This is a genomic window from Paenimyroides ceti (genome assembly GCF_030409925.1).
Map to the genome: position 1 here is coordinate 1 of NZ_JAUFQU010000071.1, position 23245 is coordinate 23245.

Consider the following 23245-nt stretch of genomic DNA (forward strand, 5'->3'; position numbering starts at 1 on the left):
TTAAAAGCGTAGCCATCTTCTACATCGCTCATTACGTAAATTGAAATGGTATTGACTGGATTGTTTTTTTCCCTTAACTCGACCTTATTTATATCGATCAAGAAATCTGTTCCCTCGATATTTATACTGGGCAATTCTCTTTCCATACTTCGTTGTTTTAAAAGACAAAGGGAAGTCTATACAAACTCCCCAATGTCGAAATTTTCCAAATCATTTTTCCGCAAAGTGGAAGAACTGGTTTCCGTTTCAGAAGAAAGGCTACTATCCAATAGCTCTGCTATTTTACGAGAAGTGCCTTCCATAGAATTTTCCAAAAGGCTGAATAATTCGGTTCCCTGTATTTTCTGAACTATAGCTATCGCTGTTTCCTTTTGAGATTGCTCCAGTTTTTCTTTTTGAAGCAGTATCCCCACGGAGCTTAGTTCTTCAAAGGTAACCCCTTGGGCGAAACCGTTATCGCCATCGGATAATTCGTACCTATTCCATTCTTCCTCCTCTTCCCCAAAATCAGGCATATTACTGAAAACTTCGTCCAGCTCTTCCTGCGGAATTTGAATGCCGACGTTTTCATTTTCGTCGTATTCTATGTCAAAATTATCAGGATTTATTTCTGGTTTTTCAACTTGGCTTTCGGTGGCATTGTTTGGCACCGAAAGGCTTCTCTTAGGTCTAGGTTGCCCCATAATATCGGGCAGTTTAGGGTTGCTTTTTTCCTGTATCGGTTTTCTTTCTGAACTTTTTTTGATTACAATCTTGTCCTGCACAAGCAGGGCAATCACAATCAGCAGGCATATCACAATTACTATTTCCATAACTATAAAATGGGTTTAAAACGTTCGTTGAAATAATCAGTAATATCATCCCCAAACTCCCTAAAGTGGTGTTCAAGGATGTTGTCGATATAAGAATAGAGTGTAGTCTTTTCTTCTCTTGTTAATTGCACAATGCGGATTAACCTTTCGTGGTATTCGGGACGTATGTAAACGACCTTGCCGTTACGCCCCGATGGAAACCGATTGACCAAAAACGTTTCCTCATAGTCCGCTTTCTTTGATGAACTGTTACGGACTTTTTCCCTGGGCTTTGTTTCCTTTGGTACATCCTGCTTTTTGTTATTGCTCGGTGGAGCAACAGGCTCATCGCCGCTTATGATGTTCATAAGGTATTCCTCATCAACATTGGGCTTTTCAAAATCGTTGTTTTTGTTATCTGAAGCCATACTTTACTATTTTTATAGATGAGTGATTTTTAAAAATTCCTCGACAAACAAATCCATTTTAGTTGTTTTCATTAACTGTGGTTCGGCAGGCAGCAAACTTGACCGGAATACATAACTACCTGTATCGTCTGTTTCCTTTCGGAAACGCTTGCTATCCATTATTCTTGTTTCCATTATAGGCAGGTTGAGTTCTTTGATGACACTTTGATACGCATCATACAAACCTGTTTTTTCCCTGCCGTCCACTTGGTTCCAAAACAGCCACATCTCTTGTTCGGGATTGCCCTCGTCCGTTTTTGGAAGTCCGAGAAAGGCTTTGGTAAAGCTCAATGTACTTTCCACTACCAAACGGTCGGCAGTAATGGGCGAAAAGATGAAGTCCATTTTTTTTAAGGTAGTCAGTACGCCTTTGGTATTGGCTGTTCCCGGCAGGTCGAAGAAAATAACATCCGGTACAACCACCGACTGGCTTCTGTATTCCGATGCTTTCTCCAAAGCTGTTTCAGCTTTGCATTTAATAATCGGGTACGCTTTTTTGTTGATGGCTTGAAACTGCTTCATTGCCGCCTTTTTATGGTAGTCGTTCTGCATTATGGTTCTCTTATCCCGTTCACGCATATTGGTCAGGCTGTGCTGCGGAAAGTCACAGTCCATCACCAGCACATTAAAACCTAAACGGTAGTGAAGCACACTTGCCAGCAAAGTGGTCATTGTAGATTTTCCCACACCGCCTTTTTGGGTGGAGAAGCTGATTTTTAAAGTTTTCTTTGTTGTTTCCATTATTTAAAAATTTATTGTTACACACTTTATTTGTTTTGCAGGATTGAATATTGGTTTATCTGATTATTACCTCATTCCTATATTCCTGCATTCCCTTTTGGGTACTTTCCTGCACAGGTATCTGCTTTCATTTTTGCCTTGTCAGGTACATTCTTTGGTAAGTGGCAAACCTTGCAACAGGTAAATTGCTTTACCGCTTTTATGCTTTTACACTTTTATTGTTTTATGCTTTTAAAACCCTATGCTTTTATTCCAAACCGCTTGTTTGCAAACTTGATTTTCTTCTCTGTTTAGATACATTTTTTACTACCTGCACTAAAATTATACGGCAAATAAAGCGATTGATTTGCCCGCTGATTGCGGTGTGGCAGTGTTTGGCGTTCAAAGGCAGTGTTTGGCACTGCTATACAATACAATGCTTTCGTAAACAGGGCTTTACTTTGTACAATGATTTTTATTAATGGATTTATGCAAAATTCTTTTGACAAATCGGAGGGTAACGGGAACGGCATCGAGCCGTTTTTCCCTGTTACATTTAATCCGTCCCGCAGGGCGGATTTTTGTGTTCAACGGAACACGGCAAGTTGTGTTTTGAGGCACTCGAAACCGAGTTAGTGCCTCAAAACAACTTGCCCTGCCGGGAGCTTAAAAAACCACTCCGAAGTCGAGGTTTTGTGTGAATTTAAAATGGATTAGTGATGAATGAGAATAATAACAGAAAACAAAATAAAGGCGGACGGAAGGCAAAAACCGACCCAAGTATCCACCGCCACGTTTTCCGTCTTACAGACGAAGAAAATGCCAAACTTTTATCGCTTTTTGAAGCATCGGGAATGCCCAATAAAGCAAAGTTTATCATTTCCCTGCTGTTCAGTAAGGAAATGAAATCGGTTAAAATTGACAAGGGAACGGTTGATTTTTATATGCGATTGACCTCGTTTCACAGTCAGTTTCGTTCTGTGGGTGTCAATTACAACCAAATTGTAAAGCTTTTATACAAGAATTTTTCCGAGAAAAAAGCCGCAGCATTCCTTTATAAATTAGAAAAACAGACGGCTGAAATGGCGATGCTATGCCAAAAAATCATTCAGATAACCGAAGAATTTGAAGCAAAACATCTAAAAAAACAGTCTTAGAAATGATAGCGAAAATCGGCAGAAGCGGAAATTTATACGGAGCATTAGCATACAATCAGCTCAAAGTGGAGAATGAAAACGGAAAAATTTTGTTTGCCAACAAGATGATTGAAACCGCTAACGGGCATTATTCAGTTGCACAATTAACCCAATCCTTTGCACCTTATCTGATAGCCAACCGCAATACCGAAAAACATACGTTGCATATTTCGCTCAATCCCGACCCGAATGATAAGGTAAACGATGACAGGTACAGGGAAATGGCAGAGCAGTATATGAGGGAAATGGGTTACGGCGAACAGCCATTTGTGGTATTCAAACATACCGATATTGACCGTAGCCATATCCATATCGTTTCAGTTTGCGTGGACGAAGAGGGCAAAAAGATTTCGGACAAGTTCGAGAAAATGCGGTCTATGAATGTGTGCCGTGAACTCGAAAGTAAACACGGGTTGATACCTGCAACTGATAAGGAACACAAGCAGAACGACAAGGTTTTCCGTCCGATAGATTATCGGGCAGGCGATGTGAAAAGTCAGATAGCTTCAGTAGTCCGACACCTGCCGAATTATTATCAATACCAAACTTTGGGAGAATATAACGCTTTGCTTTCCCTATTCAATGTTACTACCGAAAAAGTGGAGGGCGAATTGCAGGGGCAGCTACGGCAGGGTTTATTATACATTCCGTTAAATGACAAAGGAGAAAGAGCCGGACATCCATTCAAGGCTTCGCTTTTCGGAAAAAACGCAGGGCTACCGACTTTGGAATTGCATTTTGCAAAATGCAAAGAGGTTTTAAAAGACCACCCGACAAAACCAACCATTAAAGCTGCCGTTACTATTGCCCTGAAATCAACAAGTAATGAGCAGGCTTTTAAAAAGCAGTTAGCCGAACAGGGTATAAATGTAGTAGTGCGTAGAAATGACACAGGACGTATTTACGGGATAACTTTTATAGACCACAATTCTAAAACGGTTTGGAACGGTTCACGCTTAGCAAAGGAACTTTCTGCCAATACCTTTAATGATTATTGGAACAATAATATCAAATCGGAGATTAAAGAACCTGCCGTACATCCACCAAAAATATCCACATCAAATGATGCAGATCTTCCTGCGGAAGAACCACATCATTTGTTCGACTTCCTGAATACTACTGAAAAACACGAAGACGGTTTGATTGAAGCATTGGGAGGTTTACTGCCCGAAGCACAGGGCGAAGATTACGAGGAACAGGATTTTGCCAACAAAATGAAGAAGAAACGTAAACGCAAAAGAGGTCAGCAATAGTATTCAGCCAAACACAGCCACGCACCGCCATTGACTGCCACATTCTTATAGCCACTATGTAGAGCCTTTAAATTCACGCCCGAACATTAAAAATTAAAATAATGCAGGGAGAAGACGATTTAACAGGTTTAGCCAAAATAATGGCTTTTATGAGGGCAGTGAGTATCCTTTTGGTACTGATGCACCTTTATTGGTTCTGCTACGGTTTCTTTATAGAACGTGGCTGGACTTTAGAAATCATCAACAAAGTATTGGGCAATTTTCAGCGAACGGCAGGGCTGTTTTCGCATACCATATATACCAAGCTATTTGCTTTGGTATTGTTGGCATTAAGCTGTTTGGGTTCTAAAGGAGTAAAAAATGAAAAGATAACTTGGTCTAAAATCTATGTGGCTTTAGCGATTGGTACTATCCTGTTTTTTCTGAATTTCCCTTTACTAAAGCTACCGTTATTAACCGCTACAATCCTTTATATCCTTACCACAGGTTTAGGCTATATCGCTTTTATGGTAGCCGGAGTTTGGATGAGCCGATTGCTACGTACCAATTTGATGGATGATGTTTTCAATAATGAGAACGAGAGTTTTCAACAGGAAACAAAGTTGATGGAAAACGAATATTCTGTCAATCTTCCCACAAAGTTTTATTACAAAGGAAAATGGAACAACGGCTGGATAAATATCGTCAATCCTTTTCGAGCCTCGATTGTGTTAGGCACACCGGGTTCCGGCAAGAGCTATGCAATCGTAAACAACTACATCAAGCAACAAATTGAGAAAGGCTTTAGTATGTATATATATGATTTTAAATTTGATGACCTTTCTACCATTGCCTACAATCACTTACTGAAGCATCGGGATAAGTACAAAGTCCAACCCAAATTTTACGTCATCAACTTTGACGACCCACGCAAGAGCCACCGTTGCAATCCACTTAATCCCGATTTTATGACGGATATATCTGATGCTTATGAAGCGGCTTATACCATAATGCTGAACCTCAATCGAAGCTGGATACAGAAGCAAGGGGATTTTTTCGTGGAAAGCCCAATTATCCTATTAGCTGCCATTATTTGGTATCTGAAAATCTATGAGGATGGTAAATATTGTACCTTTCCACACGCTATTGAATTGCTTAACAAAAAGTATTCAGACGTGTTTACTATTTTAACCTCATATTCCGATTTGGAAAATTATTTGTCACCTTTTATGGATGCGTGGCAATCCGGAGCGCAAGACCAATTACAGGGGCAGATTGCATCGGCAAAAATCCCGTTATCAAGAATGATTAGCCCGCAACTCTATTGGGTAATGACTGGGGATGATTTCACACTTGACATCAACAATCCGAAAGAGCCTAAAATTTTATGCGTGGGTAACAATCCCGACCGTCAAAATATCTACTCCGCAGCTTTGGGCTTATACAATTCAAGAATTGTGAAGCTCATCAACAAAAAAGGGCAATTAAAGAGTTCCGTAATCATAGATGAGCTGCCAACCATTTATTTTAGAGGACTGGATAACCTTATTGCAACTGCCAGAAGTAATAAAGTGGCAGTATGTTTAGGATTTCAGGATTTTTCGCAATTAACAAGGGATTACGGCGACAAAGAGAGCAAAGTTATCCAAAATACAGTAGGTAATATTTTCAGTGGGCAGGTTGTAGGAGAAACGGCAAAAAGTCTTTCGGAACGCTTCGGGAAAGTATTACAGAAACGCCAAAGTATGACGATTAACAGGAATGATAAATCTACCTCTATATCCACACAGTTAGACAGCCTTATTCCTGCATCGAAAATTTCAACGCTTACGCAGGGTATGTTTGTAGGTTCAGTTTCGGACAACTTTGATGAACGCATCGAGCAAAAGATTTTCCACGCTGAAATTGTTGTGGACAATGAAAAGGTTGCCGCAGAAACTAAAGTATATCAGAAGATACCGGAAATCCTATCCTTTGTTGATGAACACGGAGAAGATAAAATGAAGCAGGATATTGACAGCAATTACCGTCAGATAAAACAAGACATTGTACAGATTATAGAAACGGAATTGGAGCGTATCAAAAGCGACCCCGATTTACAGCATTTGGTGCAAGAGGGGTAATCGCACCGCTGGTAGAAGTTTTGGTATTAATATTATGTTTATCCAAGATTGCTGTTAAAGAAGAAATAATTTCTAAGTAAATAATACTTAAAAAAAGAAGCAGAACAAGATGGGAAATTTTAATAAATTTCCAGAAGAAGATTTTCGTCAAAAGTTGTATTGTCGAATTTTGTAATACAATTGAAAAAAAAATCAAGAATTAAGTGTATCTTCGCAGAGTAATGAAATTTTTAGCATACATATTAACAACATATATTTTATTCCTTGTGATTAAGCCGGGAATAGTAGCTATTTCATTGCAGACAGACACCGAACAAAGCTGTTGTGGTGGGCAATGTGCCCCAATTCAATCAAACGACCACAATCAGAAGAAAGATAATAGTGAGAAAAACTGTAATCCTTTTCAAGTATGTAATTCTTGTCTTTTACAAGTCGCTTCTATTCCTTTTTATAAAATTCTACCCAAGCACAAAATATCAACAAAACGATATTTCTTCTATAAATCAGTATTTTCTTCTCAATTCGCTTCTGACTTTTGGCAACCGCCTAAAATTGTTTAACAACCCTTTTGAGTTTTGCACCGAGAAATCGGAGCATAAATTTTTATCGTTAAACAATTTAAAATCAGAACAATGAATTTCATAAAATTATTCGTTGTGGCATTATTATTAACTGCCACAACACACGTTGCATTTGCACAAACATCTTGTTGTAAAGGCTCTGATAAAAGTCAGTGTACAACTGATAGCATCAAAACCACTTCGGTCAAAGTTAAGGGCATATCCTGTTCTATGGATTTAAAAATGATTTCAGCCAATGTTGAAAAGCTAAATGGCGTGAGCAGTTGCAAATCAGGAAAACAAGGAACAACCACAACCTTTGAAGTAAAATACAATCCTGCGTTGGTAAATGAAAAAGAAATTTTTACAGCCGTTGAAAGCACAGGAAGTTGCGAAAATCCTGACGAAAGACCATATAAAGTAAAACAGTAAACAAGGCAGGGCAAAGCAAACTTGCTTTGCCCTTTATTAAAAAATCAGACAATGAAAAAATACATCTTCATTGTTGGTTTACTGTTTCCTTTTAGTATTTCGGCACAAACCATTTTAGGAAAAGTAACCAACAACAAAAAAGAGCCGTTAGTAGGTGCTAATGTCTATTGGCTTGGCACAACCACAAGCACATTAACAGGTAACAAAGGACAATTTGAAATATCAATCAAAGACATTTCCGATAAGAAACTGATTGCAAGTTATGTAGGACATTCGTCCGATACAATTGAAATCAGTAACCAAACATTTGTTGAGTTTACGTTAGAGGAAAACCATACTCTTGATGAAATTATAATTTCAAGACAACGTGACGGAGTAATTATTTCGGACATTAAGCCGATTAAAACCGAACAGATTACACAAACGGAACTTGCAAAAGCTGCTTGTTGTGATTTGGCAGGTTGCTTTGAAACACAAACAACCGTACAACCGCAAACAACCAATGTAATAACAAACTCAAAAGAACTTCGCATTTTAGGCTTATCGGGAGTTTACAATCAAATTTTAATTGACGGTTTCCCGATGATACAAGGTTTAGCATACACCTATGGTATAAGCAGTATTCCGGGGACATTGGTTGATAATATTTATGTTTCCAAAGGAGCAAACAGCGTTATTCAAGGGTATGAAAGCATTAGCGGACAAATCAATGTAGAAACAAAAGAACCTGACAAAACAGATAAATTATTGCTCAATCTGTATATGAACAATTTTATGGAAAAGCATTTTAACGCCAACTATGCTTTTAAGCAAGGTAAATGGAGCAACTTAACTGCGTTTCATACGGTGCAACCTGCCAACAAAATTGACAGGGACAACGATAATTTTTTAGACTTACCATTGCTTACCAGATATATGATTTTTAATAAGTGGAAGTATGGTAATGAAAAAGATTGGGGTTGGAACAGCAGAATTGGTTTACGTTTTTTCAATGAACAACGAATTGGGGGACAAACTTCTTTCAATGCAGAAAGCGACAAAGGAAGCACCAATGTTTATGGGCAATCGGTAAATATCAATCAGCCTGAAATGTGGACTAAAACAGGGTATCGTTTTAATGATAAACACAATGTTGTGTTGTTTGCTTCGGCTTTTCATCAACAGCAAAATTCATTTTTCGGAACCGTAAAATACAACGCACAGCAAACCAATTTTTACGGCAACATTCAATATGAATTAAACTATGCCAAACACGATTTGAAAACAGGTATTAGTTATCGTCATTTGAACCTGAATGAAGACATTGCATTTACAGATACATTTTTGCAAAGAACTTATGCAGGCAATTATCAGCGATTAGAAAACATCCCAGGACTTTTTGCCGAAAACACAATGCGGTTTTTTAACGACAAACTCACTTGGATTGCAGGAGTTCGGGGCGACCACCATAACCAATTTGGTTTTCAGTTTACACCAAGAACATTGCTGAAATATGACATAACGCCAAAAACTATTGTTCGTGCAAATATTGGAACAGGTTGGAGAACAGTAAATTTATTCAGCGAAAATATCGGATTGCTTGTAAGTTCAAGGGACATCATTTTTGCCGAGCAATTACAACCCGAAAAAGCAGTAAACTTTGGGTTTAACCTTACACAAAAGTTTGATACGGAAGACAATAATTTATCAGGTTATTTCAGTGCCGATTATTACAGAACCGATTTTCAAAATCAGATTTTCCCCGATTATGACAGCGACCCGACAAAGGCTATTATTCAGAATTTTACAGGGACAAGTGTAAGCAACGGTTTTCAGGCAGAATTGTATTTAAAAATTTACAGGCGGTTTGAGTTTAAAACAGGATATAACTATTTAGACGTTTATCGGGAAATCGGAGAAACAAAACAACTTTTGCCATTCAATCCAAAGCACAAGGTAATTACGACTTTTAGCTACAAGCCATTGACAAACAAATTTCACTTTGATATGAATGTGCATTGGTATGGCAGACAGCGTTTGCCCGACACAAAATCAAACCCAATAGAATTTCAACGACCTGACTTTTCAGAGCCATATACAATTGTAAATGCACAGTTTACTTACAACTTTAAAAAGTTTGAAATGTATGCAGGTTGTGAGAATATTTTTGACTTCCGACAATTACAACCAATTATCAGTTGGCAAGACCCATTCAGTCCATACTTTGACACATCTTCTGTTTGGGGTCCGACACGGGGACGGGAAATTTATGTTGGTATTAGGTTTAGATTAGAGTAATAGAAGAAATCATATTTAAACAACTTCGTCAAATTACTTTGTTTATCTAAAATCATCAAGTAAGATACCTTGTTCATCAAATATTGTACAAACAACTATCATTTGGAATAGTCGTTTGTACAATGTTTGATATTTATTACGGATAGTGCTTTTTCGAAAGCCAAATTAAACAGACCAACCGTATGGATAAATTTTATAATAAAACACTGCTTAGACTGGAAACAACAATAGATGAATTGGAGATAGAAACAGACTACTCTATACAAAGGATAGAAGCCGTTATAGATATCATCCTTAAATGCTTGTCCGAAGTAAAGGAGTATGTTTTAAATAGGGGATTTAAGAATATTGATGAGGAAATCCATTTTTTCAAACATCAGAAGCCTGCCATCGTTTCAAAACTAATTTACTATAATGCCATTTATAAAATCGAAACAAAAAAGCCTTACGGTGCAAAACCTATTAAGAAATACCTTAATGATGAGTTGAAAAAACTCAAAAGGTATTTCGATAACAACCTTGAATTTTATAAATATTACCGAACCAATAATTCTTTCATTGACGATAAGCTCTTTGTACGAGGCAAGTACGATATTAAGTTAAGTTTAGACACGTATTATTTTGAGGCAGACCGCAACTTTTCCACATCCCACGATTACAAAGTAGCAAAGATTATAGCTAATGACCTGATACAAGTCTATCTTGAAGACCAGCTTCACAACACTACGTATAGAGAGAAATCAACAGACCTACCGAATTTAAATTGGACAGGGAGCAAAACAGCACTCATAGAATTGATTTATGCACTGCATTCGCGAGCTGTGCTTGACAATGGAAATGCAGATATTAAAGTTATTGCCAAAACATTTGAACGTGCTTTTAATGTTGATTTGGGCGACTTTTATCATACATTTATGGAACTTAAATCCCGAAAAATAAACCGAACAAAATTTCTTGACAGCTTACGGGATGCTTTGATTAGGAAAATGGATGAACAGGAAGAAATGTAGCGGATACTTTTACATATTATAATACCCCACGGGGTAAGTGAATACCTTTCGTCCGTACAATACTCTCCAAAATATTTGGAGTTTCTTTTTGTTTTTCGGTTTGTTCCGCAGGTTCCTCTTTGGGTTCAGGCGTTATAGACAACTGTATTTTCCGTTCAACGGCAGACAGTTCCGTTTTGAGTTCACTCAATCGGTTTTCCTTAGACCACGTACCGTTTACCACTTCCAGAAGAACAGGTAAATCCTTTTGTATTTCTGCAATTTTCTTTTGTTCCTGCTCTATATAGCCTGGCAACTTCTCCAGAGCACTAAGGAAGTTCACAGTAGCCAGCTTTTCATCTTTAGCGATGATACCGTTATTATAGGTATATTTGATATTGCCCTCGCCCTGAACCAAAAAGCGGTTTACCCGTATATCCATACCCTCTTTTTCGGATATTTCGGTTTTTACCAACAGCATAAATCCATACAATGCACCGATTTCTTCATACTGACCTCCGGTGCGGGCTTTGTCCGAAAGCTGGTTGAGCTTTGCACCAATTTGTTTAATATCCGCATTGGGTGGCAAGCCGTCCAATTGCACAGGATTTGCGATTGTACCGTCCGAACGTTTTTGAATACGCTCTTGCAGATTATTCCAATCAAGGCTCATACGGTCAAAACGGGATTGGGCTTTATCAAGTTCAGCCGTATAGTCTTCCAATTTGTACTTCGCACTATACTTTGAACGGTTGAACGCCTGTTTTTCGCTTTCTAACCCCGCAATCTGTTTTTCTAATTTAGCTTTATCCAACAGGTCGGTATTTCCTGATAGGATAGCCACATATTCCGAAAAATTCATTCCCGATTTTTCGTCCATACTGCCCTCGTCAATGGTTCGTTTGCCGAGATTGTTGTTTTTCAATTGGTCTATGAATAGTTGTTTATTGTATAGTAGGTTAAACTTATAGCTGTCCAATGATTTTTCTACGGCATAGATAATCACATCTACTTTATTACCTGCGAAGAACTTGGCAATTTCATTGCCTTTGCGAACAGCTCTGCCGTCCCTTTGGGCAAGGTCACTTGGTCGCCACGGTGTATCCAAATGGTGAACAGCAACGGCTCTTTTTTGTGCGTTAACTCCTGTGCCCAACATACTTGTAGAACCGAAAAGTATGCGGATTTTACCTTCATTCATTCCTTTGATAAGCTCTTTGCGTTGCTTGTCATTTTTTGCTTCCTGAATAAAACGTACTTCGTTCGCAGGGATACCGTGGTCTTCCACAAGCTTGCGTTTGATTTCGGAATACACATTCCATTCGCCTGGCTTGTAGGTTCCCAAATCGGAGAAAACAAACTGCGTTCCTTTTTGTGCATTATATTGGTTGTAATATTTAGCAATGTTGTCCGCACAATGCGAAGCCTTATTGTCGGGGTGGTCATCATACGCACCGCTTACCATCCGCATATCCAAAGACATCTTACGGGCATAATCAGTAGCGATGAGCATTTTTGCCTTTTCTTCAGATGGAGATAAAGGAGCTCTTCCTAATAAAGAAGCATTTCCCGATTTGGCAAATTCCATTAGTTTTTGAATAAACACTTCCTGATCGGGTGTAGGTGGTATGTTATATAATACCTCATTCTTGTTAGGGCGGTCAATGCCTATATCCTTAGCCGTTCGGTAATCCGTTATTTCTGAATAGAATTGCGCCAACTCCGGCACTTTGATAAAATAGCGGAAACGTTCTTTTGCAACAATATTATTGGCAACCGAAAATTCATAATCGGTTGTTTTCCTTGCGTAAATAGCAGCCCAGGCATCAAAAGAATGAATGCCCTGTTTTTCCATTGCTCTTGGTCTGAGGTATTTGAATAATAGGTACAGTTCGGTTAACGAATTACTGATGGTCGTTCCCGAAAGAAAGGTTGCTCCCATATCCGCATTGATACGTTCCTGAATGGTACGAATAGCAAATAGTAGGTTGATTGCCTTTTGGCTTCCGTCCACATTACCCAATCCTGCTACTCTTGAATGCCTTGTATTGAACATCAGGTTTTTGAATTGATGACTTTCATCCACAAATAAATGGTCTATACCCATCATCTTAAAATCTACCACATCATCTTTACGATTTTCAATATCGTGTTGCAGGGTTTTGAGTTTGACTTCGAGGTTTTCTTTTCGCTTGATTACACCGGCAAGCATTCCTCTGGTCACTTCCTTGCCTTGCGATTGCAGGGCATCAAGGTTACGCTCTACGCTGTCCAATTCAATTTCTAAGATTTCCTTCTGAATTTCGGGAGATTGCGGTATCATTCCAAATTGGTCGTGTGTGAGAATAACACAATCCCAATCGTTGTTTTTAATGTCGCCAAAAATACGTTGGCGTTTTTGGGGTGTAAAATCTTCTTTGCCCGGAAACAATATTTTTGCGTGTGGATAAGCGGTGCGGTAAGCTTCGGCAATTTCGTGGACATTGCTTTTTAGCCCGATAATCATAGGTTTATGAGCCAACCCTAAACGCTTCATTTCCTGTGCTGCCGTACACATTACGAGCGTCTTTCCTGCACCTACTTCGTGGTCGCAGATTGCACCGTTGTTCAGCTTTATCATCCAAACCGTGTCCTTTTGGCTGGAATACAAATCTTCAATTCCGAGTGCTTTGCGGTCTAACCCAGGAAAGTTCTGGTGAGTTCCGTCGTAATTCGGACGGACAAAGCAGTTAAACGTGTCGTTGTATTTGTCGGTAAGCCTTGTTTTAAATTCATCATTTTGGGCATGAAGCCAGTCTGTAAAAGCGGTTCGGATTTCATCAATCTTGGTATTCGCGATTTGTATGGCTTCCATATCCCGTACCTTGACTTCTTGATCGCCAACCATCACTTTTTTAGTAATATCAGGCGTAGTATTGACAAGGGCGTGTTTGAGCAGAGCAATCCCGTCAAACGTCCGGCTTTCAGCTTTTACGGCGTATTTATCCCATATATGAACATTCTTTTGTTTACAGCTTACAGAAAAATCATCAGAACTCTCCGAGTAATGAATGTTCACCTCCGTATCAAAAAGATGTGAAGCAAACCGGCCATAAATACCAGTGGGTATCCAACGCTCGCCGAGGTTAAAATCCAATTCTTCAAACTCAATTCGTCTTGGTCGGGCTTCTTCCAAAACGGTAAGGCTTGCTTTAGCCTGTGCATCATCGGGATTACTTTCGAGATACGCTTTGACTTCCTGGGCTTTTTCCACAACGTTACCTGCAATCCAGCGTTCGGATATCTCGTATTTCTTTTGTAAAGGATTGTAATAAATACGACCGTGTAAGGCTTCTTTCAAAGCGTCATCAGTCATACCGCTGATTTCGGACATATAATCCAAATCCACGTTTCCGTACTTATTGAGCGAGGCCGCTAATGCTTCTTCGGGATTGTCCGTTGTTATGGTTAAGGTAGAAAAACTTACAGGGCGACTGAATATATCGGCCTTGTGTACCACGCCACCAACCACACGTTCCAGATAAGGTATTTCCTTTCCGGAACTATCCGTTTTGATGAGCTTGATATTATCGGCACTGTTGAGGTTTCCGTGCCTTTTGACAAAGGCATCGTAAAGGCGGTTAAGCGTTTCCCTTTCTTCCTTGTATTCGGTCTGAAACTTTGCCTCTTTATTATAAAGGTCTTGGTAAACATCACGTACAGCAATGTACGCTTCGGCTCTTGCTTTCTGTAAGGTCGGTAACTGCAAAGGGTGGAAAACTGCCGTACCGTCTGATGTATCTACATCTTGCAGATGACCGACCCAACCATTATCCACAACAAGACAATCGTTACGGTGGTACGATTGCAGTTCGCCACTATAAGGAGCAGGTTCGGGAATGGTATTGGGAACGGCTGGCTTATCAGCTTGGCCATTCCCGTTTATTCCCGAAAACAGGTCGCCGATGGCTTCTTGTTTTTTACCGTTGGTTGATGTGCTTCCGTTGGCAGTTCTATTGGTAATCGGAGGCGTATAAGGTTGCTGCATCGCACTGCTGAACAGGTCAGGTTGGCGACCTATTGCACCTCTTCTTTTGTTGGTGCTTTGCCTTTTAACTTGTGTCGTTTTTTTGGGTGGAGCAGCAACCATTACAGGCTCGTCCACATTTTCAAACAAGTCGAAAATGCTTAGTTGCTTTAGTTCCTGGGGACTTTCCCGATTGATTATAGGAACAGATAAAGATTGTATTTCCGGTTGAATGGTTACAGGTTCGATAACCGGAGGTGTAACCGTTGGTTCAATCGGAATTTGTATTACAGGCTCATCGTTTCGTTCGCCTTTATATAAACTCAAATTCAGGTGCTTTCCAAAATCATCCGTAAGCATTTGTTTGAGGTCTTTAGCAATTCCCTCAACGCCGTCTTTGTGCGTATAAATTAATGCTGGTTTTCCATAAGGGTCGGTATCTAATTTGCGGTCTGTATGTACAATTCTTGTGCTGTCCTGAAAAAAAGCATTGCCAGGCGTATTGTATTCTGTTTGCTTGCTCTGACAAAAGAGTTCTTCCGCTACTGTCAAATTTTGTTTTGCCGTATTTTTTTGAAGGATAATCAAATCACTGCCAACTTCCGTTCCTGCATATTCAGTAAACAAATTGTTGGACAATCTGACCAACGAAACCAAATTGTTATCCTGCATTAATGCTCTGCGTATCGGTTCGTTCTTTGGGCTGTTTAAAATTCCTTGTGAAGTAATGTAAACTAACAAACCGCCTTCACGGAGCATATCAGTACCTTTCAGGAAAAAGTAATTGTGTATGCTTCTAGCAGCCTGTACTTTAGTTGTGTCTTTGCTTCTGGAATAAGAAAGGTCAAATACAGATGTATCGCCGAACGGTATGTTACTCGCAACCACATCATAGCTGTTTTGTTCCTTTTCTGGGATTTCCTCAAAACCACTTATTCGGATATTACTTTTCGGATAAAGCTGTTTTAAAATCTTGCCTGTGAGCAAATCCTTTTCATAAGCGGTAACATTTACCAATTGATTTTCCGAAAAGGACTGTATGAATGAGCCAATCCCTGCTGATGGTTCAAGAAATTTATCGATTTTCAGACCGCTTTCATTTAAGCTTGCTGAAATCTCATCTATGACCTGTGGCGGTGTATAGAAAGCCGTAAGCACAGAAATTTTCATACTATCTACATACCTGCGGTATTGCTTTTCGTCTTCGGAATTTTCTTTGAGTAGTCGGTGTAGTTCCTGCGTAATTGGGAAAAATTCGTGTTCCGTTTTTCTCCAATGATTGATGTCTATTTCATTCGCTATTGGGTTCAGAACGAATTTAAGACCGCCAAATCCGCTGTATTGCATCATTAGCAGTCTTTCGCCTACGGTGGCTTGTCGTTTCTCCTTTTCAAGTTTAAAAGCAATTCGTAGGGCATCAATGTTCTGTTGGAGATGTTGGCGTTTACTGAAGCCCATTTTCGGCTATCCATATTGCGATGGTTCCGGTTATTTCGGTATAGAGCAGGTCGTACTCTGTCTTATAAGCGAAATCATCGGTTAGTTGGTAGCCAGAGAAAACAGGCTCACAAACCGGGAACATTTTCAGGGCGAACGATCGCAGTTCCTCATCTGCCATTATGGTATCAAACTCATTGCATACCACTTGAAACACAGTGTCAAATTTGGAGAAGTGCAAGCCCTCAAACAGAATATAGTTGGCTATTTCATTACATTTTTCAATGCTATTTCCTGATTGAAAAGCACCTTCGTAAGCGTTGGTAGCCCACGAGGAACGTTGCTCAATAAATTTTTGGTCGTTTGCTTTTTCGGGGAAGCTGGTGTTTAATAATTCTTGCAGTCGTAATCTGAAATACGATAGGTCTTTTTGTTGTGTATTCATACTATAATTTTGTTTTGAATTTTACTTGAAACTCAAAATTATAGCAGTAGATAAGAGCCTTTAAAAATGTGGCAGGGTTTGGCTTTGAGAGGATGAGTTTGACGCAAAATTTAATAAAAATAATTATGACCTTACAGATAATCATAAAATTTAGTTTGCTTATATTTAACCTCTATTAAAAATCTTATTTGCACTATGGAGGTACCAGTAAAAAATTTAGTTGAAACAGTAGATTTGACAGCGGAAGATGTTCTTCTTCCTATGTTAGAATGTGTTGTTAATTCTATAATTAGTCTCCAAAAGTCTCAATTACCAGCAAACGAAAAGAAAATTCAAATTCAAATTACCAGTGCAATTTTCATCAACGGCTTAAAAGAACACGGATTATATGATCAGGTATGGCAGGCTGGTGCAATATTGCTGCCTGTAAATTCAGTTGGTGTCATGGGAGATGAGCGTACATACGAAAAAGTAGTAGCTTTACGTGCTGTGCAATCAACCGATGGTATGACTGCTGACTGGGTACATCTTCCTTATGATTTTTTAATGGAAATTTCCAATAAAATAATCAATAGAGTAAAAGGTGTCAATAGAGTTGTATATGATATAAGCTCAAAACCACCCGCAACAATTGAGTGGGAATAAATATTTTTAAGTCGTTGTTTTATTACAGCGACTTATTTGTTTAAACATCATGATTATGAAAAAGAATCTAATAATAGCCTTATCGGCATTTTTTTACTACATGGGGATCTTTTGCACAGGAGAATTCTGAAAAGCATATTGTTGCCAAAGGAGAAACCGTGACACAGATTGCTAAAAAATACCAGACTACCAGTAATGCTATTTTTTTATTAAATCCTGAAGCCGTTAACGGTATCAGTGAAAATCAGGTTTTATTAATACCAAGTTCCGGAAATACCATGTTGCAACACGAGGTACTGGCAAAAGAAACCCTGTATGGTATTTCCAAAAAATACAATATTGCCATTGAACAGCTTTATAATCTAAATCCCGGATTAAGAGAAAATGGATTGCAAATAGGGCAGTTGTTAAATCTTTCAAAAAAGACAGAAACACCTAAGAAAAACTCCTGCTGCTACAAATATTTCAACTGACAGTTTTCGTCTCATTGATGTAAAACCCGGAGAAACTATCTATGGCATTGCAGTAAAAAATCAAGTAACTGTTTCAGAGATTTATGAGTTAAATCCTGAACTGGCTTCAGGCGGGATTAAAGAAAACCAGAAAATAAAAATTCCGGTTTCTGGTAATCTGATGACAGAACCTTCTAAAACAAATGATAAAAAGCAAACTTCTAAAGCAGCCAATGCGAAAACCATTATAGTAGAACCTAAAGAAACGGTTTATAATATTTCTAAAAAATACGGTATTTCTCAGGAACAGCTTTTGCAGTGGAACCCTGAATTGAAAGATGGTTTGCGAATAGGAATGGAACTCATCGTAGGAAAACCCACCATCAAAAAATTTGATCTTGTAAAAGACGAACCGGTAATTACAGAAAAACAGATAATATTAAAATAGCAGGCTTTAGAAATGATAAAGATATAAAAGAGCTTGTATTGCTTTTGCCGTTTAATTTAGATAAAAACAATCCGGATAATAAAACAGAAATCAATAAAATACTTAATAACGATGTGTTTTTAAATATGACGTTAGACTTTTATTCCGGAGCACTTATCGCAATTGATTCTGCAAGAGCAATGAATCTTCCGTTGGAAGTGAAAATATTTGATTCAAAAGAGTCTAATCGTTCAATGAATGTGGCACAGTTAAAGCAGCAATTCGATTTTTCGAATACAGATGTGGTCATCGGACCCTTTTTTCAAGCCAATGTAGATGCTATTTCTGAAGAGTTTAAAGACACCCCTACACTTATCGTTTCTCCTTTGTCTACAGACAAGGGAAAACCATATCCGAATCAGGTACATACCATGCCAAACACCGATATCGTTCGGAATGAAATGATGGAGTATTTACGGGCTCAAAATGGAAACATAATTGCTGTTTTAAACCCAAAAGCGGCAAGTTCGAGAAACTTTTTTGAAAGCAATTTCAAAGAAGTAAAGTTATTGGATGCAGCAGCTAACGGTGCAGTTACAAAAAGCCAAATAGAGGCATGCTTGATAAAACAGGGGTAAACTATGTTATTCTGGAGTCAACAGCCTTACAAACAGCTATTGATTTGGTCAACGCCTTAAACAGTTTAAAAAACACTTATAGTATTCGTTTGGCAGTACTTGAAAAGCATGATGTATTAGATTCTACCGAAATAAATATTCAGACATTGGCAGATTTGCAAATGTTATTCCCGTCAGTCACCAGAGAGAATGACAATGCGAAATCAGATCGTTTTGCTGCAGCTATGAGCAAGCAAATGGCAGTACACCCAATCGGTTTGTGACAAGAGGGTTTGATGTTACTTTTGATGTAATCAAGCGTATGTTTCAGTCTGAAGATGCAAATATATTTGATTATGGGACAGAGCAGGTAGAAAACAAATTTACCTATGTAAACGAAAACGGAGGAATTTACAATAATGCAGTTTACATTATGTATTACGATAAAAATCTAACGATAAAAGAAGCAAAATAATGTTGTCAAAAGTTATCTATTTAGGAGAGTTAAGAACACAATCTGTTCATTTGGCCTCTGGTTCGGAAATTATTAGTGATGCACCTGTTGATAACAATGGCAAAGGAGAAGCTTTCTCTCCAACCGATCTGTTAGCAAATTCACTGGCTACGTGTATGTTTACCATTATGGGAATCAAGGCAGCGGGTATGGCGATTGCTTTAGAAGGATCAACAGCAGAGGTGATCAAAGAGATGCAGTCAGAGCCTCGGAAAATAAGCAAAATTAAAATTGTTTTTCAGATGAATACACAGCTGGATGAGAAACAACAAACAATACTGGAACGGGTAGCCCTTAGTTGTCCTGTTTATTTAAGTTTGCATCCGGATATCGAAAAAGATATTACTTTTAACTGGAAATAGTTTGGAAGATCAACAAAAGCAACTCATTGAGCTGGCTCATACCAAAATGCCTTTCGGAAAATACGAAGGGCGTTTTCTTATTGATTTACCTGAGCACTACATCGTCTGGTATCATCAAAAGGGATTTCTAAAGGCAAAATAGGAAATCAGCTGCAACTTATATATGAGTTAAAGCTAAATGGCTTGGAATATTTGATCCGTACGATTAAAGAAAAATATCCAAAACCTTAAATAAGCCCTAATCTTTTAAAATCTGTACTTTCTGCTTTAGAAACACAAATTATAATTGTATTTTTGCCAAGTTTAAATAATTGCAACAACACAACACACTATACAATCAATGAAACAAACAAAATATATTTTTGTTACGGGCGGTGTTACTTCTTCTTTAGGGAAAGGAATCATTGCAGCTTCTTTAGCAAAATTATTACAGGCGAGAGGGTATCGTACCACAATTCAGAAATTTGATCCCTATATCAATGTTGATCCGGGAACCTTAATCCTTATGAACATGGAGAATGTTTTGTTACCAATGACGGAGCGGAAACGGATCTCGATCTTGGACATTACGAACGTTTTTTAAATGTACCTACATCTCAGGCAAATAATGTAACTACAGGAAGAGTATATTTATCTGTAATTGAAAAAGAAAGAAGAGGAGAGTTTTTAGGTAAAACCGTTCAGGTGGTACCTCATATTACCAATGAAATCAAAGAACGTATGCAATTGTTGGGTAATACCGGCGATTATGATATTGTGATTACAGAAATAGGAGGTACAGTTGGTGATATAGAATCGTTGCCTTATATAGAATCAGTGCGACAGTTATTATGGGATTTAGGAGACAATAATGCCATTGTAATACATTTGACATTAGTACCTTTTCTGGCTGCAGCGGGAGAATTAAAAACAAAACCGACCCAGCACTCTGTTAAAACGTTAATGGAAAGCGGAATAAAAGCCGATATATTAGTCTGTAGAACAGAACATGAGCTGTCAACTGAAATACGTCAGAAATTAGCGGCTTTCTGTAATGTAAAACCTGAAGCTGTAATCCAGTCCATAGATGCTTCTACTATTTATGAAGTTCCTAATAATATGTTAGAAGAAGGCTTAGATAAAGTAGCTCTTAAAAAACTGGATCTGCCTGAAAAATCATTACCGGATTTAGTAAAATGGAACGACTTTTTACATCGTTTAAAAAACCCTAAGCACACGGTAAACATTGGATTAGTAGGTAAATATGTAGAATTGCAGGACTCTTACAAATCGATACTGGAAGCATTTATCCATGCTGGTGCAGAAAACTATACGAAAGTAAATGTAGTAAGTATACATTCAGAATACCTTACCATGAAGAACGCAGAAGAGAAATTGCAAAATCTTGATGCTATCCTTGTTGCTCCGGGGTTTGGTGCTCGTGGTATAGAAGGTAAAATAGAAACGGTGCGTTACGCCAGAGAAAATAAAATTCCGTTTATGGGAATTTGTTTGGGAATGCAGATGGCAGTAATCGAATATGCCCGAAATGTTCTGAAACTTGAAAACGCTAATTCTACAGAAATAAATGATAATACACCTCATCCGGTCATTACATTTATGGAAGAGCAGAAAACAATTACCGATAAAGGAGGAACCATGCGTTTAGGAGGATGGGATTGTGAATTTAAAAAAGGTACCAGAGCATACGATATATATAAAAGTACCTTGATTAATGAAACGCCATCGTCACCGCTATGAATTCAACTCTTACTATCAGGAAGATTTAGAGAAAGCAGGACTTATCGCATCGGGTATCAATCCTGAAACAAAATTAGTAGAGATTATTGAACTCAAAGACCATCGTTTTTCGTAGCAGTTCAATACCATCCGGAATATAAAAGTACTGTTGCCAATCCACACCCGCTTTTTGTGAGTCTGATTAAGGCAGCTGTTGAAAAAAAAAATAAAGGCATAATAAAAACAAAGCCTTTCATTTCTAAAAATTAAGTAAAATCATAATGGGAGAAAAAAAATTAGACAAAAGTAGTTTAATTGGAATGGGAGTTATCGCTGCTCTTTTATTTTGGATGATGTACAGTAGCAAAAGTACAGATACATCAAAAGAAACAGAAGAAAAAAGCAAAAACCGAAACTGTGCTACCAACAAAACATCAGATATTGATCATCTGGTAAAAAACGCGAATGACACTGCTGTTAATCCGCAATTAAAAGCAGCTCTCGGGGCTTTTGCTTACAGTGCTACATTGCCATCTGTGAAAGGTAAGGATGTTAAAGTTACGAATGATTTAATCACGATAACTTTCTCGAATAAAGGTGGTTATATAAAAGAAATTGAAGTCAATAACGTAAAGAGAATTTCAAAACATTCAGATGAATTGGTAAAAATCATCAAGGACAACAATTCTAAATTAAACCTTCAGTTTCAGTCAAAAGACAACCGTGTATATAATACCAATGATTTGTATTTGAACCTACTTTGGCAAAAAGAAGGAGAAAATCAGATCGTTTCCATGAAATTGAAAACTTCAGAAACGGCTTATCTGGAATACCGATATGTAATCAAGCCAAAAGAATATATGCTTGATTTCAGCATCAGAACGGTTGGTTTATCAAATATCGTTGACGGTTTCTAAAACTGCAGAGCTGGAGTGGCAGTTAAAAGCCTACAGAAATGAGAAAAGTATCTCTTACGAAAACCGTTATGTAGAAATTGCATATGAGCATGATTCCGGAAAAGATGATTATCTGAGTGCTACAAGCAAATTTGAGGAAAAAACCATTTCAGAGGTATCCTATGTTGCTTTTAAACAACATTTTTTCTCTTCCATATTATTGACAGATACTCCTTTTAAAACAACAAGCTTAAAATCTCAGAATCTGGTTTCGGATGAAAAATTAGATACGGTTTTTACAAAAGATTTCAATGCTAAAATGCCTTTAGAATTCAAAGGAGGCGAATTGAGCTATAATATGAATTTATACTTCGGGCCTTAGATTATGATATCCTTAAAGGCTATAAAAGAAATCTGGAGCAAACCATGCCTTTGGGGTGGGGAATCTTCGGATGGATAAATAAATTTCTCTTCATTCCTGTATTCGGGTTTTTAGTAAAATTCATCCCTCATGGTATCGCTATTATTGTTCTTACCATACTCGTACGCCTTGTAATGTCGCCTATTTACATATAAATCGTATGTTTCTCAGGCAAAAATGAAAGTGATTCGTCCTGAAGTAGCAGAAATCAATGAGAAATTCAAGAACGATCCGATGAAGAAACAGCAGGAAACAATGAAATTGTATTCCAAAGCTGGAGTGAACCCATGGCGGGTTGTATTCCGGGCTTATTACAGATTCCTATTTTCTACGCCTTGTTTCAGTTTTTCCCTTCAGCATTTGATTTACGTCAGAAATCATTCTTGTGGGCAGATGACTTATCGTCTTATGACAATGTACTGAACCTTCCTTTCTATATTCCTTTTTATGGAAACCACGTAAGTTTATTTCCGATTCTGGCATCTATTGCTATTTTCTTCTATATGAAAATGACAAC

General features: G+C 38.1%; 21 protein-coding genes and 4 pseudogenes. 19 read left to right on the top strand and 6 right to left on the bottom strand.

The annotated features are described in order from the left end of the window. Positions 1-176 precede the first annotated feature (176 nt). The 3 genes from QW060_RS24335 to QW060_RS24345 are packed head-to-tail and all read right to left on the bottom strand — an operon-like array spanning position 177 to position 1999. The gene (locus QW060_RS24335) at positions 177-812 is read right to left on the bottom strand and encodes a hypothetical protein (RefSeq protein WP_002978226.1); all 636 of its coding nucleotides are present in this window, start codon (positions 810-812) and stop codon (positions 177-179) included. Positions 813-814: 2 nt separating this feature from the next. Beyond that, positions 815-1219, bottom strand: a complete 405-nt coding sequence (locus tag QW060_RS24340; RefSeq protein ID WP_002978223.1) for a DUF3408 domain-containing protein — start codon at positions 1217-1219, stop codon at positions 815-817. A gap of 12 nt (positions 1220-1231) precedes the next feature. Next, on the bottom strand, positions 1232-1999 hold the full coding sequence (locus QW060_RS24345) for a ParA family protein (RefSeq protein WP_003002404.1): 768 nt from the start codon (positions 1997-1999) through the stop codon (positions 1232-1234). Positions 2000-2042: 43 nt separating this feature from the next. On the opposite strand from QW060_RS24345, the gene QW060_RS24350 reads away from it, so the two are divergent. Beyond that, on the top strand, positions 2043-2183 hold the full coding sequence (locus QW060_RS24350) for a hypothetical protein (protein WP_290362330.1): 141 nt from the start codon (positions 2043-2045) through the stop codon (positions 2181-2183). A 106-nt stretch (positions 2184-2289) separates the two neighbouring features. Here QW060_RS24350 and QW060_RS24355 read toward each other — a convergent pair whose 3' ends face one another. Next, positions 2290-2511 carry a hypothetical protein gene (locus QW060_RS24355; protein WP_290362331.1) on the bottom strand — a complete coding sequence of 74 codons (222 nt, stop codon included), beginning with the start codon at positions 2509-2511 and terminating at the stop codon, positions 2290-2292. Positions 2512-2697: 186 nt separating this feature from the next. Between QW060_RS24355 and mobA the strand changes: the two genes are divergently transcribed. From mobA to QW060_RS24390, 7 genes are all read left to right on the top strand, one after another. Continuing rightward, positions 2698-3135, top strand: a complete 438-nt coding sequence (gene mobA, locus QW060_RS24360; RefSeq protein ID WP_290362332.1) for a conjugal transfer protein MobA — start codon at positions 2698-2700, stop codon at positions 3133-3135. A gap of 2 nt (positions 3136-3137) precedes the next feature. Continuing rightward, positions 3138-4427 (top strand): conjugal transfer protein MobB, encoded by a 1290-nt coding sequence (mobB, locus tag QW060_RS24365; RefSeq protein WP_072938732.1) that lies wholly within the window; start codon positions 3138-3140, stop codon positions 4425-4427. 101 nt (positions 4428-4528) lie between these two features. Then, complete coding sequence (gene mobC / locus QW060_RS24370) at positions 4529-6529, top strand: conjugal transfer protein MobC (protein ID WP_072938729.1); 2001 nt, start codon at positions 4529-4531, stop codon at positions 6527-6529. A gap of 203 nt (positions 6530-6732) precedes the next feature. Further along, on the top strand, positions 6733-7089 hold the full coding sequence (locus tag QW060_RS24375) for a hypothetical protein (protein ID WP_290362333.1): 357 nt from the start codon (positions 6733-6735) through the stop codon (positions 7087-7089). Between the two features lie 72 nt (positions 7090-7161). Beyond that, positions 7162-7521, top strand: coding sequence for a hypothetical protein (locus QW060_RS24380; RefSeq protein WP_072938723.1), 360 nt, complete (start codon positions 7162-7164; stop codon positions 7519-7521). Positions 7522-7572: 51 nt separating this feature from the next. Next, on the top strand, positions 7573-9798 hold the full coding sequence (locus QW060_RS24385; protein WP_072938719.1) for a TonB-dependent receptor: 2226 nt from the start codon (positions 7573-7575) through the stop codon (positions 9796-9798). 182 nt (positions 9799-9980) lie between these two features. After that, positions 9981-10808 (top strand): RteC domain-containing protein, encoded by an 828-nt coding sequence (locus QW060_RS24390; protein ID WP_072938715.1) that lies wholly within the window; start codon positions 9981-9983, stop codon positions 10806-10808. Positions 10809-10824: 16 nt separating this feature from the next. Here QW060_RS24390 and QW060_RS24395 read toward each other — a convergent pair whose 3' ends face one another. Together QW060_RS24395 and QW060_RS24400 are read right to left on the bottom strand one after the other, a co-directional pair. Next, complete coding sequence (locus tag QW060_RS24395; protein ID WP_290362334.1) at positions 10825-16251, bottom strand: N-6 DNA methylase; 5427 nt, start codon at positions 16249-16251, stop codon at positions 10825-10827. Beyond that, positions 16238-16675, bottom strand: coding sequence for a DUF1896 domain-containing protein (locus QW060_RS24400; protein ID WP_037438527.1), 438 nt, complete (start codon positions 16673-16675; stop codon positions 16238-16240). Before QW060_RS24400 ends, QW060_RS24395 begins: the two co-directional genes overlap by 14 nt. 324 nt (positions 16676-16999) lie before the next feature. Between QW060_RS24400 and QW060_RS24405 the strand changes: the two are divergent. From QW060_RS24405 to yidC, 11 genes and pseudogenes are all read left to right on the top strand, one after another. Next, positions 17000-17320, top strand: a pseudogene (locus QW060_RS24405) (GMP synthase (glutamine-hydrolyzing)); the annotation flags it as partial. 36 nt (positions 17321-17356) lie between these two features. Then, on the top strand, positions 17357-17482 hold the full coding sequence (locus QW060_RS24410) for a hypothetical protein (RefSeq protein WP_290365329.1): 126 nt from the start codon (positions 17357-17359) through the stop codon (positions 17480-17482). After that, positions 17479-17793 (top strand): LysM peptidoglycan-binding domain-containing protein, encoded by a 315-nt coding sequence (locus QW060_RS24415; RefSeq protein ID WP_290365330.1) that lies wholly within the window; start codon positions 17479-17481, stop codon positions 17791-17793. The genes QW060_RS24410 and QW060_RS24415 overlap by 4 nt, the downstream gene beginning before the upstream one ends. A gap of 160 nt (positions 17794-17953) precedes the next feature. Beyond that, entirely contained in the window at positions 17954-18220 is a 267-nt protein-coding gene (locus QW060_RS24420; protein WP_290365331.1) for a LysM peptidoglycan-binding domain-containing protein, read from the top strand. Between the two features lie 44 nt (positions 18221-18264). Further along, entirely contained in the window at positions 18265-18837 is a 573-nt protein-coding gene (locus tag QW060_RS24425) for a type 1 periplasmic-binding domain-containing protein (RefSeq protein ID WP_290365332.1), read from the top strand. Beyond that, positions 18816-19100: a hypothetical protein gene (locus tag QW060_RS24430; protein WP_290365333.1), complete on the top strand. Its 285-nt coding sequence runs from the start codon at positions 18816-18818 to the stop codon at positions 19098-19100. Before QW060_RS24425 ends, QW060_RS24430 begins: the two co-directional genes overlap by 22 nt. Further along, positions 19097-19291, top strand: coding sequence for a hypothetical protein (locus QW060_RS24435; protein ID WP_290365334.1), 195 nt, complete (start codon positions 19097-19099; stop codon positions 19289-19291). The genes QW060_RS24430 and QW060_RS24435 overlap by 4 nt, the downstream gene beginning before the upstream one ends. Beyond that, positions 19291-19692, top strand: a complete 402-nt coding sequence (locus QW060_RS24440; protein ID WP_290363091.1) for an OsmC family protein — start codon at positions 19291-19293, stop codon at positions 19690-19692. The genes QW060_RS24435 and QW060_RS24440 overlap by 1 nt, the downstream gene beginning before the upstream one ends. Before the next feature lie 46 nt (positions 19693-19738). Continuing rightward, a pseudogene (locus QW060_RS28720) lies at positions 19739-19839 on the top strand (putative quorum-sensing-regulated virulence factor); the annotation flags it as partial. 193 nt (positions 19840-20032) lie between these two features. After that, positions 20033-21681: pseudogene (locus QW060_RS24450) on the top strand (CTP synthase). Between the two features lie 11 nt (positions 21682-21692). After that, a pseudogene (yidC, locus tag QW060_RS28925) lies at positions 21693-23245 on the top strand (membrane protein insertase YidC); the annotation flags it as partial.